Source organism: Methanobrevibacter sp., assembly GCF_017940815.1.
GTDB lineage: Archaea > Methanobacteriota > Methanobacteria > Methanobacteriales > Methanobacteriaceae > Methanocatella.
The window spans coordinates 1-14,167 of the sequence record NZ_JAGAXX010000020.1; the positions used below are offsets into that span (position 1 = coordinate 1).

Here is a 14,167-nt window from a genome sequence, read left to right on the forward strand (position 1 = left end):
AACTATTATATTCATATATGTAATTTTCAAAGGATTTCATGAAATCTCAAAAATGAATTTTGAGGTGAAATATGATTGAAACCGGTGACGTTCACCATCCTAATGACATTACATTCAAGTATCTGTATACCGTAATGCCTGAAAAGCTTAAGAATTACTTTAAATTGCCAGGTAAGTTTGTTCGAAATTTTCCAACAAACATCATCATTGGGGATGGTATGGAACGTGAAATGGATTGGTTGATATTGGTTAGATCCGATGACGATGACATTGGTGAGTTATTGATCAATATCGAATTCCAGTCATCATATGTTACACAAGAGAAAATCAGAACAATGGCTGATTATGCAGATTACAGCAGGACATATTACAATCGGCCGGTTATTACTGTAGTTGTTGTTACAGATGGCTATGAAAAATCCGTTAAAGAGTATTCCAGAACTCCTTCGGATATCTTAAAGCCAATTTTCATTCACATGGAAGAAGATGAGATAATCGAAAGATTAAATAATCTAGAAAAGAAAATATCTAATCAAGAGCAGTTAACAGATGATGAGGCATTGGACATCGCTTTGTTGCCAATGTTTGCTCCCAAGGATAATGCAATGTCAATCACAGAAAGGATAACGAGGTTATTCAGTGTTGATAAGTCTTTAAATGGCGCTTTTAGAAATAACATCGCTTTTGCGTTATCCATCATGATTAGAAAATATTTTGATTGCACGGCCAAAGGAAAGGAGTTGTTAAAGTTGATTGAGCCAGAGATTAACAAGTCAAAATTAAGGGATGTTATTGACTTTGAAGTTGATTTCATCAGGAAATCATATGAGCATGAATTGTCTGAAAAAGATGAGCTTATTGCTGATAAGGATGCAGTTATTGCTGATAATGAGGCTATTATTGCTGATAATAAGGTGATTATTGCTGCTAAAGATGAGGAAATTCGTGTGTTGAAGGCTAAGCTTGCTAAAAATGGATTTTCTTAAATGGACAATGAATTTTTCACAATTTTGATTGCAAAATTGAGGAGTTGTTAAAGTTGATTGAGCCAGAGATTAACAAGTCAAAATTAAGGGATGTTATTGACTTTGAAGTTGATTTCATCAGGAAATCATATGAGCATGAATTGTCTGAAAAAGATGAGCTTATTGCTGATAAGGATGCTGTTATTGCTGGTATGAATGTAGTTATTGCTGATAAGAATAAGGAAATTCGTTTGTTGAAGGCAAAACTTGCTGAAAAAGGAATTCATTAGATCTATTTTTGAAAGCAGATGGGATAATAATCTCATTTTGCTTTTGTTTTAAATTTTCAATGAAACTTTTGCCAATAATGCAAACATTTATATATCATTAAAACATAAGTTTATTTGTTGTTAGTTTTCATGCGGTGTTAGTCCAGCCTGGTTAAGACTCTAGCCTGCCACGTTAGAGACCCGGGTTCAAATCCCGGACGCCGCATTTTTTCTGCAGTCGTGGTATAGTCTGGTTATTACTTGGGCCTTCCAAGCCTACAACCCGGGTTCGAATCCCGGCGACTGCATCTTGTATAATATTCTTTTTTAAAATTCTTATTTTCTTATAAAAATACTTATTTTTTAGTTAATTATATATAATAATAAAAATATAATATGAATAATTAAATTAATTTTTAATTTCGTTTAAGATTATTATTTAAGGTGATTTAATGGTAGGAATAGTAGGATATGGGGCACATGTGCCATCATATAGAATTAAGGTAGAAGAAATCGCTAAAGTATGGGGAGATGACCCTGTAGCTTTATCAAACGGTTTGGTCGTTAATGAAAAATCCGTACCTTCTGCTGATGAAGACACTGCAACCATTGCAGTGACCGCTGCAAGATATGCTCTTAGAAGAGCTCAAATTGATCCATCTAAAATTGGTGCTGTTTACGTAGGTTCTGAATCCCACCCTTATGCAGTAAAACCAACTGCATCCATTGTGGCAGAAGCAGTTTGTGCTACACCAAAATTGACCGCTGCTGATTTGGAATTCGCATGTAAGGCAGGTACCGCTGGTATTCAAATGTCCATGGGACTGGTTCAATCAGGTATGGTTGAATATGCATTGGCTATCGGTGCTGACACCTCTCAAGGTGCACCTGGAGATGCATTGGAATACACAGCTTCCGCTGGTGGTGCTGCTTACATTATCGGTGAAAAAAACACCATTGCAGACATTAACCACACATGCAGTTTCACAACAGACACTCCTGACTTCTACAGAAGGGAAGGTCAAGACTATCCATCTCACGGTGGACGTTTCACAGGAGAACCTGCATACTTCAAGCACGTTTTAAGTGCAGCAAAAATGTTATTCGAGGAAACTGATTCAAAACCTGAAGATTACGATTACGCTTGTTTCCACCAACCTAACGGTAAGTTCTACCTTAGGGCTGGTAAAAAATTAGGATTCTCATCAGAACAAATCAAGCAAGGATTATTGACTCCTAACATTGGAAACACCTATTCCGGTGCTGTGCCATTGGCATTGTCCAACATCTTGGATGTTGCTGAACCTGGCGATAACATCTTCGTTATCTCATACGGATCAGGTGCAGGAAGTGACGGTTTTACAATCACTGTTAAAGATGAAATTGTTGAAAGAAGAGAATTAGCTCCAAAAACACAAGAAATCATCGATCAAAAAACATACGTTGATTATGCTGTGTACGCTAAATTCAAAGGCAAAATTAAAATGTAAGGGGGCTTGAATATGAGAGATGTTGCGATTATAGGAGTTTCACAAACAAAATTCGGTGAATTATGGGATTCATCATTCAGAGATTTAATTGCTGAAGCAGGTGTAAAGGCTATTAATGATGCAGAAATTGACGGTGCTTCAATTGAAGCAATGTTCGTAGGAAACATGTCCTCAGGATTATTCGTAGAACAAGAACACATTGCAGCACTTATTTCCGACCACATGGGTTTAAACCCAGTTCCAACCACAAGAGTAGAAGCTGCTTGTGCATCCGGTGGTCTAGCTTTAAGGCAAGGAATCATGGCTGTTGCATCAGGATTCCATGATGTTGTAATCTCTGCTGGTGTTGAAAAGATGACTGATGTGGTTGACGCTACCCCCGCTATTGCTACAGCTTCCGATAAGGAATGGGAAGCTCAACAAGGTGCTACTTTCCCATCATTATATGCGATGATTGCAAAAAGGCACATGCATGAATACGGAACCACCCGTGAGCAATTGGCACAATTTTCAGTGATTAACCATAAAAACGCATCCAAAAACCCAAATGCACAATTCCCATTTGAGGTGACTGTTGATAAGGTATTGAACTCAACAATGGTTGCAGACCCATTGACCCTTTTAGACTGTTCCCCTGTAAGTGACGGAGCAGCTGCTGTCGTAATGGTTCCTGCTGAAGATGCTAAAAAGTACACTGACACTCCAATTTATGTAAAGGCTTCTGCACAAGCTTCTGGAACATTGACCTTACATGATAGAAAAGATCTTACTACTATTGAAGCTACCAAAGTTGCTTCCAGAAAAGCTTATGAAATGGCAGGAGTGACAACTAAAGACATTGACTTGACTGAAGTGCACGACTGTTTCTCAATCAACGGACTTTTAGCAGTTGAAGACTTAGGATTTGCCGAAAAAGGTAAAGGTGGAATAGCTATCGAAGAAGGACAAACCGAAATCGACGGTGACTTCCCAATCAACACTTCCGGTGGTCTTAAGGCACGTGGACACCCATTAGGTGCTACAGGTATCGCTCAGGCTGCTGAGGTAGTATGGCAACTCAGAGGAGAAGCAGGAGGACGCCAAGTGGACGGTGCAGAAATCGGTATGACCCACAACATCGGTGGTACCGGAGGTACTGCAGCTGTACACATTTTCGGAAGAGATTTATAATCTCTTTTACCTTTTCTTTTTTTTCATGATACTCAATACAGGCACAAGAACTGACATTCCCGCTTTTTTTCACAAATGGTTCTTGAAAAGAATTGATGAAGGCTTTGTATTGAGCAAGAATCCTTATAACAATCAGATTTACAGATATAATTTCGACCCAAAGACAGTTGACTGCATATGCTTCTGCTCCAAAAATCCAAAGCCATTGGTAAGAAACTTGGATAAATTATCTGAATATAGACAATTCTGGTTCACTACAATAACCCCTTACGGAAAGGACATTGAAGTGAATGTTCCTGATTATAAAAAGGTCATCAAGACATTTAAGGAGTTGTCCGAGACAATTGGAATCAACGGAGTGTCCTGGAGATATGATCCGATTTTCATCACTGAGAAATACTCATTGGATTTCCACATCGACAAGTTCGAGGAGATGGCATCAGAGCTTCATGAATACACATCAGACTGCACAATAAGCTTCATAGATTTGTACCAGAAGGTATTGAGGAATTTTCCCGAAGCCCGTGAGGTTACTACAGAAGAGAGATTGGTCATAGGTGAAAACTTTGCAAGAATCGCTGATGAATATGGCATTCAGATGAAGACATGTGTCGAGGGAACATTGCTTGATCGGTTCGGCTTCGACTCCACAGGATGCATGACCCAACATGTGCTTGAGAAGGCTATTGGAAATAATCTAAAAGTGCCTAAAGGAAAATATAGGAATCGCGAGTGCAACTGTTTAATGGGAAGGGATATTGGATTATATAACACTTGCATGCACGGGTGCAGATATTGCTATGCCAACAGCAACATAAAGCTAGTCAAAAAGAACCAAAAGTTGCACAATATGGATTCGCCCTTGCTGATTGGGGATGTTAAAGATAGTGATGTTGTAAAGGAAATCAATGAACCCAGCTATATTGATGCACAACAAAAGTTATTTTAGTTATATGTAAGTTCTAGAGGTTATCAATTAATTTGAATTTTTAATATTACTTTTTTCAGCGAAATGTTTAAAAATTATTAAAAATAAAGATGAAGAAGTTTTAAACTTCTTCGATTTCATTTAAAACATGTTATGTAAAAACTTAACATTTATATATTATTAAAATAAATAATATCAATTGTTATATTATATTATGGCGGAGAAATTAACATGGTAGAAAAGGGAACAGATGTGTTAAAGGAAGGTTTTGCCAAAATGACAAAAGGCGGAGTCATTATGGACGTAGTGAATGCAGAACAGGCTTCAATTGCAGAAGATGCAGGGGCGGTGGCAGTAATGGCACTTGAGAAGGTACCTGCAGACATTCGTGCAGCTGGGGGAGTGGCCAGAATGGCTGATCCAACAATTGTTGAAGAGGTGGTTGATGCAGTATCCATCCCTGTAATGGCAAAGGCAAGAATAGGTCATATTGCAGAAGCGCAAATATTGGAAACCCTAGGAGTTGACATGATTGATGAAAGTGAAGTGTTGACACCTGCAGATGAAGAATATCACATTAACAAAAAGGAATTTACAATACCATTCGTATGTGGTGCACGTAACCTTGGTGAAGCACTAAGGAGAATTGACGAAGGTGCAGCTATGATTCGTACCAAAGGAGAACCTGGAACAGGAAACATTGTAGAAGCAGTTCGCCACATGAGAATGGTGATGGGAGAAATCAGAACAATACAGGGAATGGAGGAAGAGGAACTCTGGAAATATGCGCGAAACATCGAAGCTCCAATTGAACTTGTAAAGCAAACTGCAGAATTGGGCAAATTACCTGTTGTCAACTTTGCTGCAGGAGGAATTGCAACACCTGCTGACGCATCACTCATGATGCAGTTAGGTTCCGACGGCATTTTTGTGGGATCAGGAATATTCAAGTCAAACAATCCTGAAGCATTTGCAAAAGCAATAGTTGAAGCAACTGCAAATTACGACAAGCCTGAAGTATTGGCGGAAGTATCCAAAGGATTGGGCGAAGCCATGAAAGGTCTGGAAATGTCAACTTTGAGCGAATCCGACAGAATGCAGGACAGGGGAATTTAAAATTCCTCATATTTTTAATTATTTTTTAAGGTGCTTAGATGGTAAAAATCGGAATCCTAAATCTTCAGGGTGCAGTTTCAGAACACTTTGACATGACAAGAAAAACTGTTGAAAACTTAAAACTCGATATAGAAGTGGAAGAAGTAAGATACAGTGATGATGTTGAAAAATGTGATGGATTAATCATATCTGGTGGGGAAAGTACTGTAATTGGCAAGCTCATTAAGGAAAGGGGTATTGATAAAGTTATTAAAGAAAATAATATTCCTGTCTTTGGAACTTGTGCTGGAATGGTGCTTCTTGGCAAAAAAACAGATTTCAACCAGCCGCTACTTGAACTTATGGACATAACTGTTAAAAGAAATACCTATGGAAGGCAGAAGGATTCATTTGAAGCGGAAATTGAAATATTAAATCAAAAGTATTCTGGTGTGTTTATTAGAGCACCGGCACTTGAATCTTATGATGGGTCCAAAAATGATATTAAGATATTGTCAGAATTTGATGGTGAAATAATAGCCATTCAGCAAGGACACAACATTGCAATTTCATTTCATCCAGAATTAACAGAGGACACTTTAATTCATGAATATTTCATTGAAGAAGTTTTAACAAGTCTGAACCATTGACTGCTTTTAGAAGTTAATCAAATTGTAAACTTATAATGCAACAATTTTAATTTTTTAAAATTTGTTAACTTATACTTATCCATATAGGTTTTTCATGAAGAAACAATTGAAAGGGAATTCCTCCCATGATTCTGGTTAAGGACAATTATCCAAAAATATATAATATCCATTGATGAGTTTAATATGTCAAGAGAGGAATACGAAATATGAATATCTTAGACTTCTTGTTGAGTGATGAAATTTAATTAGAAGAGATTATAAATTTAATGTTATTATGCCAACGTCAATATGGAGCTGGTCAAAAGGAACCAGAAGTTACATAATCCAAATTCGCCTCTGCTGATTGGGGATGTTAAATGGGGTGATGTTGTAAATGAAGTTAATGAACCAAGATATGCAACAAAGATTAATTTGATTTCTTTACTTTCAATATTTATATTTTTAATTTCATTGGTTTGAAATTTATTTCTAATTTTCATATTGGTTTTCATTTAACTGAAAATAATATTGGTTTTATTATTTACTTTTCATTATACTGAAAACTTTATATGGTAGTTATGATAAATTAATAATTATAACAAGAAGTGTGATTTTAATGATTATTCAAAGAAAAGATTATATTGATAAAATCAATCCTTTTGTAAATAAACATATCATTAAAGTTTTAATAGGAACAAGACGTTCCGGCAAGTCAACCATATTAAAACAAATTATTGATTCATTAATAAAACAAGGAATACCTGAAGATAATATTGTTTGGATCAACTTTGAATTAAGTGATTATTTTGAAATAGATAATATTAAAAAGCTTGAAGAGTTCATATCTCATAAAACTGAAAATATTGAAGGCAAAATTTATCTATTTTTTGATGAGATACAGGTTGTTCCCCAATGGGAAAAATTAATCAACTCTTACTTTGCAAAAGAAAATTATGACATATACCTTACTGGATCAAACTCAAAATTATTGTCTGGAGAATTTGCCACATATTTGTCCGGCCGCTATGTGGAATTAAACATATATTCATTTTCTTTTAGGGAATATCTTGATTACTATGAAATTACTTCTGATTTTAAATCTCATTTTTACAGATATTTGGAAGAGGGAGGCATGCCTTCAACATTTGACTATCGGGGTGATGATAAAAGATTAATTCTAATTGATTTATACAATTCAATTGTCCTTAAAGATATAATTCAAAGAAATAATGTTAAAAATGTCGACTTGTTGGAAAGGATTATGAGATTTGTAATGTATAACATTAGCCAGCCATTTTCCGCAAATAAAATTCATAAAAGGCTAAAGCAGGACATGGTAAACTTATCGGTAAATACAATTTATAATTATCTGAAATTCTTTGAAAATGCATGCTTGATTTATCAGGTAAAGCGTGAAGATTTACAGGGTAAAAGAATATTAAAATATGATGAAAAATATTATCTATGTGATTTGGGTTTTAGACAGGCAATAATAGGAAATAATCAACGTGATATCACTCGTGTAATCGAAAATATTGTTTATTTGGAACTTTTAAGAAGGGGATATGAAATCACCATCGGTAAAGTTGATAGCCTGGAAGTGGATTTTGTATGCAAAAAACAAAACAAACCCATTTATATTCAAGTTTCTTATTTATTGGCAAGTGAAGAAACTGTTGAAAGAGAATTTAAACCATTAATGAATATCACAGATAATTATCCGAAATACGTAATAACCATGGATGATGTGGATATGTCTCATGATGGAATAATTCATTTGAATTTAATTGATTTTTTAAGGGATAATGAAGTGATTTAACATCCTGGAAACCATACTCTTTTTAGGAAGTATGTCCTTTGTTAGGGAGTTTATCAACTCTGAGTTGATAAACTCATTTTGGTTTTTAAATAATTATTTTGAAGATAGATAATACTTGTTTTTATTAAAAGTAGTAGATAATTCACCTACTTTTCGAGCATTATTTGTTCGTATTCTATCAAACAAAAATCGAAAAAGTAGTAGATAATTTGAATTGTATTATGCCAACAGCAACATGAAGCTGGTCAAAAGGAACCAAAAGTTGCATAATCCTGATTCACCGTTGCTGATTGGTGAGGTAAAAGATGGTGATGTTGTAAAAGAGGTCAATGAACCTAGCTATATTGACACACAAACCAGATTATTTTAGAATATTTCATCATGGTTAAAATTTTTCAAAAAATCTATGATGTTCATGTGTTTAATTCCGTGTTGAGGTTGGAGAGTTCTATCCATTGATAATACGTATTTTGGATAATTGTCTTTAATCATTAATAATGGTTTGAATTCTCTTTCTATTGTCTCCTCGTTTTCCAGTAAATATGTGACTTGTATGTACATTTTTTTATTATTTTTTTTACATACGAAGTCTATTTCATGGTTATTTATATTTCCGATTGTTATTTTATAACTATGTCTTTTTAATTCGATGAATATTATGTTTTCTAAAATGTGACCTATGTTTCTTTGTTTTTCCTCAAGTTGTGATTTGTAAAATCCTGTGTCGAGTAAATAATATTTTTCAGAGCCTATAATCTCTTTTTTTCCTACAAGGTCTTCTTTGGATGCTTTTGCAATTAAGTATGCATTTTCAAGATATGTTAAGTAGTTGTAGATTGTTGATTTTGTAATTTTTAGTTTGTCATGTTTTAAGTATTCGTATAATGCATTTGCGGATATTAAATTTCCCGTGTTTTCAATTATATATTTTACGATTCTATTGAATAATCCCACATTTCTTATTTCATATCTTTCAACTATGTCATTTAAGATTATTGAAGAGTATATTCCATTTAGCACTAGTTCCTTATCCTTTTGAGATGATATGGTAAGAGGTATTCCACCATATTGCTGATATTCTTCGAAACAGTTTTCTAAATCACTATTTAGTTCATTTGTTATTGATGGAGGGTGATTTAATTCTTTTTTATAATCTAGAAATTCATTAAATGAAAATGGATACAGTTCTATATTAATGTATCTTCCTGTTAATAATGTTGCAAATTCCTTCGACATTAATTTTGAGTTGGATCCTGTAATGTATATGTCGGTGTTTTCTAGTTTGTAGTAACTGTTGATACTCACTTCCCAATCTTTAACATTTTGGATTTCATCAAATAATAAATAAACTTTGTTTTCATGGGATTCGATGAATGGAACTACAATTTTATCTAGTTGTTCTCGTGATTTTATTTGGTTGTATTTTGGCAATTCTAAATCTATCAGTAGAATATCTTCTTTATTTATTCCTCTTTTTTTAAGTTCCTGGATTATTAATTTGAACAGATAAGATTTGCCGCAACGTCTCATGCCGGTTATTACTTTTATCACTTCTTTGTCCATAAAATTGTAAATTTTTTCTAAATATAATTCTCGGTTTACCATATTCATGCCTCAACAAGATATGTTTATAAAAAACTATTATTTGTTAATCACATAAATAGTTTTATATAAAATACTATTTTAATTTAATTAAACAAATAGTTTTATATAAAATACTATTTATTAAAATTGTTTCCTGCAGTTAAATAATCTCAATGAATTAAATTGATTATTAATTTAAAATTAACAGTATATAAATCTATTTATAATCAAAAAACAATATTAAAATCAGTATAAATAAAAATAAAGGTAAATTAAAATTTATTTTTTCGTGAAAAATTGTGAGGAATTAAAAGTTTTTATATTTTGAAGAATCTTGGAACATATATTTCATGCATGGCTAAATACAGGTATTGCTATGTCAATATGGATCTGGTAAAAAACGAATCAAAATTGCATAATCTAATTCGTCATTGCTGATTGGTGAGGTTAAAGAAGGTGATGTTGTAAAAGAGGTTAGTGAACCTAGCTATATTGATGCACAAACCAGATTATTTTAATTTGTAGATTTATAATATAATAATTTTAATTTTTAAAAATTCATTAACTTATACTACAATAATTTTTTTTATTATAAAATCAATATTCATATAAGTTTATAATTTTTATTTTTTAAAAAACATAAACTTATATGTTAATAATTTCATAAGTATAATTATGGTAAAGAGAGATTTGTATTTGAATAGAATTTCTTCATTAATTGATAAGGACATCATTAAGATCATTGTTGGTGTAAGGCGTTGCGGAAAGTCTTACATGTTTAATTTAATCATAGATGAACTGCTTAAAAGAGGAATCGGCAAGGAAAATATTCTTCTCATCAATTTTGAAAGTGCCAAATATAGGAATGTTTCAAATCCTCGTGAATTGGACTTGCTTGTAGGGGATTTGACAAAAGACATTAATGGCAAAATTTACATGTTCTTTGATGAAATTCAAAATGTTGACGAGTGGGAAAAGTCAATCAACAGCTTTCGAGTGGATTATGACTGTGATATCTACTTGACAGGTTCCAATTCAAAATTATTGTCCGGTGAACTGGCCACCCATTTGGCTGGAAGATATATGGAAATCAAGATGTACCCATTTTCATTTAAGGAATATTTGGACTATAAAAAAACACTTCCTAATAAAAAGGCATTTGCTGATTATTTGATTTATGGTGGATTTCCATTTCTATTGTCTCTTGAATCTGATATCGATAAAACAGAATATTTGAACGATATTTTCAACTCAATATTCCTAAAGGACATAATCGAGAGATACAATATTCGAGATGCTGGTCTGCTTACAAGAATAGTTGACTTTATCCTGGACAACACCGGAAAAATAGTTTCTTCAAAAAGCATTTCAGATTATCTGCGCACAAAAGAAAAAATCAAGGTTTCTCCAAAAACCATTTACAATTACTTGGAGTATCTTACAAATGCATGTCTCTTGTATAAAGTGCAAAGGGAAGATTTGGAAGGCAAGAAAATACTGTCCATTAATGAAAAATATTATTGTGTTGATCAAGGATTTAACCAAGTGCGCATTGGCAGAAATCAAATCAACAACAGCAGAATAATGGAAAATATAGTCTATTTTGAACTTTTAAGAAGAGGATATGAAGTAACCATAGGTTGTGTTGGAAATTATGAGATTGATTTTGTCTGCAAAAAGATGGGTGAAAAAATCTATGTTCAGGTAACACGGGAATTGACTCATGAAGACGTCATTGAAAGGGAATTCAGACCATTGCTTATGGTTAAGGATAACTATCCAAAATATGTCATATCAACAGATGAATTTGACATGTCTAGGGACGGAATAAAGCATAGGAATATCCTGGACTTCCTATTGGGTGATGAAATTTAGTGGATGTCATGTAGTTACATGATGATTTTTATTTTAAATAAGAGTTTATTTAAGCAAATACGGTTCAATATTTGATGTTATCTCCGCACCTATTTTTGCAAGACATTCCGGTTGGTCATTCATGTCATTTTCAATCCAGCATATTGTAAAGTTGTAAATTCCTCCGATATGGTAATAGACTTGATATCTTTCCTTTTTAGAGGTGTCTTTCAATACGTCGCCAAAGTAATTGACGAGTACTTTTTGCAGGATGTAGCTTTGATTTTGTTTATGTATGATTTTTAAAAATTCATCATGTTTCAGAAACGTTTCAAGAATTGTTCGGATATAAATTTCTTTTGTTTTATCATGTTTGCTTTTAAATTCTTCTATGTATTCATCCATCATTGATTCTAACTTGTATTTTATGATATCTTCTTTTGATTTAAAATTACGATAATATGTTGATCGGTTAACTTCAGCAAGTCCAGATATGTCTTTTACAGTGATTTCTTCAAATTCATGTGTTTTCATTAGTTCAATTAGACTTTGAACGATTTTATCCTTACTTTTCATTTTACCCTCCTGAAGTTTGATGTAGTATTCCAGTATTTGAGTAATTCCACACCTTCATGGTCTATTTTCATATTGGCCTGCCAGATTTCCAATCCTTTTTCAATGCATCTGTCCACATTTTCGCTGACTTCACTATAATTTGTACTTGGATTTAAAATTTCATATCCTGGATTGTCATATTGAAATGTATTGAGAAGTATTGCCTTTTCATTATTTTCAAGACTGTCTGCAAGTTCATTGATATGCTTTACGAATCTGTCAGTTGATGAAAATGATGAAACTTTTTTTGTTTTAATATCTGTATCGTATTCTATTTGTAATGTTTGCAGAGGAGTTTTAACCTCAAGATATGTGTTTCCAACTAAAAAGTCCAATTTGGATTTTCCAAGAGTAACTTCCCTTTTAATCTCATTATATTCTGGAAGCATCTCATCAAGAAGATGATTTTTTAAAAACAACTCAATATATTTGTTTGAAGCTATTTGATTTATTCCAATCCATGTTTTATTTTTTCTGTTGAGATTGCTGACTGATATTGCCTCTAATGTGTATTTTGTTTTTCTTTTGGGATTGTCGCTTTTGGAGAGTAATCCTGCCACATTTTTTAAATCAATATTTCCAATCCGTCCTGTTGTCGGGCAATGCACTTTTTCAATGGTGCCTTCAATTTCAACATCCAAGGTGAATTGACTGTTTCTTTTGATTATCTTTCCTTCAGTTAATGGAGTATTGAATTTAAATTTCATGATATTCTACCTTTTATGTAATATAGTTAATGAATTAGTTATTTCTTCAATTTTGGATATTGGTATTCCGATTATTGCCTGGTCTTGTGAGAGTTCTGTTGCCATGTGTGATCCCATACAGCCAAATGAGATATGTGGTTCATTTGTTTGAATTGAATTGATTACAATGTCTCCGCATAGTGATTGTGTTCCTCCAACGCTGTTGTCCATTCTCTTTCCTTCTTGATATGCATTAGCCCTTATTAAATCGAAAATCTGTCTGGGTTTAGCAATTATTACAACAACGTCAGGTTCTATTTTTGAATCTTCCAAAGGCATGTATGCAATGGATTCTATTCTTTGGTTTTTAGCAACTGAATCAATTAATGCTTTTCCGCTTTCCTGTGATGATGTCACATTCATTTTATTGAATTGTGATCCGTTAAGTATTTTTTCAGGTAGTTCATTTAGACCCAAAATTCCTGCTCCAATTGGACATCCAATTTCGGCTATGGTTCCATAAAATGATTTTCCTTTACTTGCAGTTATTATTGCTTGACAATGCATAATCTTATCTGTTTTTTCAAAAATTTTTTCAGCATCCTTTTCCTTTTCAAATAATTTTACACTAACTGGACTGGTTTTAAGGTTTAGGCTTTCTTTAATGATATTTGATATTTCATGATAATCCATATACTCACCATAATATGCAACATATGTTGCATTTTATTATTTGTTATGGTACATATGATATATAAAGTTTTGCAACATATGTTGCATTAGATTATTATGTTCTTGAACCTCTCCAGCTTGTAGAAGCTGGAGATTCTTAGGCCATACCTATTGTTTTGTCAAGGCCTTTCCATTCGTAATAATATTCGAATTTGTCTTGACCAATTGGTATGAAATCTACTAAGCATAGTACCATTGAACCAGTGGCGCGTAGAGCTTCGTCTAAAATATTTTTTGCAGCGTTAACATCTCTTTGATTTATGCTGTGGCAGTGTGGGCATTCCCATTCTCTTTCATCACGACCTAATCCGTGATTTATTTCACCGCAGAC

16 protein-coding genes and 2 tRNA genes are annotated in these 14,167 nt (G+C 33.3%); 12 read left to right on the top strand and 6 right to left on the bottom strand.

Annotated features, from left to right (window positions below; genetic code table 11):
* The first annotated feature begins 71 nt into the window (after window positions 1–71).
* The 9 genes from ILA26_RS02900 to pdxT all read left to right on the top strand — a co-directional run bounded on the left by ILA26_RS02900 (window position 72) and on the right by pdxT (window position 6,567).
* Window positions 72–986: a hypothetical protein gene (locus ILA26_RS02900; RefSeq protein ID WP_292893891.1), complete on the top strand. Its 915-nt coding sequence runs from the start codon at window positions 72–74 to the stop codon at window positions 984–986.
* Window positions 987–1,039: 53 nt separating this feature from the next.
* Complete coding sequence (locus ILA26_RS02905; protein WP_292893893.1) at window positions 1,040–1,255, top strand: hypothetical protein; 216 nt, start codon at window positions 1,040–1,042, stop codon at window positions 1,253–1,255.
* Between the two features lie 131 nt (window positions 1,256–1,386).
* Window positions 1,387–1,460: transfer RNA gene (locus tag ILA26_RS02910), tRNA-Gly, on the top strand.
* An 8-nt stretch (window positions 1,461–1,468) separates the two neighbouring features.
* Window positions 1,469–1,542 (top strand) — tRNA-Gly (locus ILA26_RS02915).
* 144 nt (window positions 1,543–1,686) lie between these two features.
* Entirely contained in the window at window positions 1,687–2,724 is a 1,038-nt protein-coding gene (locus tag ILA26_RS02920; protein ID WP_292893895.1) for a hydroxymethylglutaryl-CoA synthase, read from the top strand.
* A 12-nt stretch (window positions 2,725–2,736) separates the two neighbouring features.
* Window positions 2,737–3,894, top strand: coding sequence for a thiolase domain-containing protein (locus tag ILA26_RS02925; RefSeq protein ID WP_292893897.1), 1,158 nt, complete (start codon window positions 2,737–2,739; stop codon window positions 3,892–3,894).
* A gap of 25 nt (window positions 3,895–3,919) precedes the next feature.
* A complete protein-coding gene (locus tag ILA26_RS02930; protein WP_292893899.1) occupies window positions 3,920–4,843 on the top strand; it encodes a DUF1848 domain-containing protein in 924 nt (307 codons plus the stop codon).
* A gap of 210 nt (window positions 4,844–5,053) precedes the next feature.
* Window positions 5,054–5,938, top strand: a complete 885-nt coding sequence (gene pdxS, locus ILA26_RS02935) for a pyridoxal 5'-phosphate synthase lyase subunit PdxS (RefSeq protein WP_292893900.1) — start codon at window positions 5,054–5,056, stop codon at window positions 5,936–5,938.
* 38 nt (window positions 5,939–5,976) lie between these two features.
* Complete coding sequence (gene pdxT, locus ILA26_RS02940) at window positions 5,977–6,567, top strand: pyridoxal 5'-phosphate synthase glutaminase subunit PdxT (protein ID WP_292876359.1); 591 nt, start codon at window positions 5,977–5,979, stop codon at window positions 6,565–6,567.
* A gap of 272 nt (window positions 6,568–6,839) precedes the next feature.
* Here the strand turns inward: pdxT and ILA26_RS02945 are convergent, their stop codons facing one another.
* Window positions 6,840–7,046, bottom strand: coding sequence for a hypothetical protein (locus tag ILA26_RS02945; protein ID WP_292893902.1), 207 nt, complete (start codon window positions 7,044–7,046; stop codon window positions 6,840–6,842).
* 119 nt (window positions 7,047–7,165) lie between these two features.
* Here ILA26_RS02945 and ILA26_RS02950 point away from each other — a divergent pair, with 119 nt between their 5' ends.
* A complete protein-coding gene (locus tag ILA26_RS02950) occupies window positions 7,166–8,365 on the top strand; it encodes an ATP-binding protein (protein WP_366514875.1) in 1,200 nt (399 codons plus the stop codon).
* Window positions 8,366–8,600: 235 nt separating this feature from the next.
* On the top strand, window positions 8,601–8,735 hold the full coding sequence (locus tag ILA26_RS02955; RefSeq protein ID WP_292893905.1) for a hypothetical protein: 135 nt from the start codon (window positions 8,601–8,603) through the stop codon (window positions 8,733–8,735).
* On the opposite strand, the gene ILA26_RS02960 is transcribed toward ILA26_RS02955, so the two are convergent.
* Window positions 8,732–9,970 (bottom strand): ATP-binding protein, encoded by a 1,239-nt coding sequence (locus tag ILA26_RS02960; protein WP_292893907.1) that lies wholly within the window; start codon window positions 9,968–9,970, stop codon window positions 8,732–8,734. The two genes, ILA26_RS02955 and ILA26_RS02960, sit on opposite strands and share 4 nt — an antisense overlap.
* A gap of 654 nt (window positions 9,971–10,624) precedes the next feature.
* On the opposite strand from ILA26_RS02960, the gene ILA26_RS02965 reads away from it, so the two are divergent.
* A complete protein-coding gene (locus ILA26_RS02965; protein ID WP_292893909.1) occupies window positions 10,625–11,824 on the top strand; it encodes an ATP-binding protein in 1,200 nt (399 codons plus the stop codon).
* 45 nt (window positions 11,825–11,869) lie between these two features.
* Here the strand turns inward: ILA26_RS02965 and ILA26_RS02970 are convergent, their stop codons facing one another.
* The 4 genes from ILA26_RS02970 to ILA26_RS02985 all read right to left on the bottom strand — a co-directional run.
* Window positions 11,870–12,379: a TetR/AcrR family transcriptional regulator gene (locus ILA26_RS02970; RefSeq protein ID WP_292893911.1), complete on the bottom strand. Its 510-nt coding sequence runs from the start codon at window positions 12,377–12,379 to the stop codon at window positions 11,870–11,872.
* Window positions 12,376–13,125, bottom strand: a complete 750-nt coding sequence (locus tag ILA26_RS02975) for a DNA/RNA nuclease SfsA (RefSeq protein ID WP_292893913.1) — start codon at window positions 13,123–13,125, stop codon at window positions 12,376–12,378. Before ILA26_RS02975 ends, ILA26_RS02970 begins: the two co-directional genes overlap by 4 nt.
* A 6-nt stretch (window positions 13,126–13,131) precedes the next feature.
* On the bottom strand, window positions 13,132–13,797 hold the full coding sequence (locus ILA26_RS02980) for a DUF169 domain-containing protein (protein ID WP_292893915.1): 666 nt from the start codon (window positions 13,795–13,797) through the stop codon (window positions 13,132–13,134).
* A 136-nt stretch (window positions 13,798–13,933) separates the two neighbouring features.
* A partial coding sequence (locus tag ILA26_RS02985; protein ID WP_292893917.1) for a zinc ribbon domain-containing protein occupies window positions 13,934–14,167 on the bottom strand: 234 nt, incomplete at its 5' end.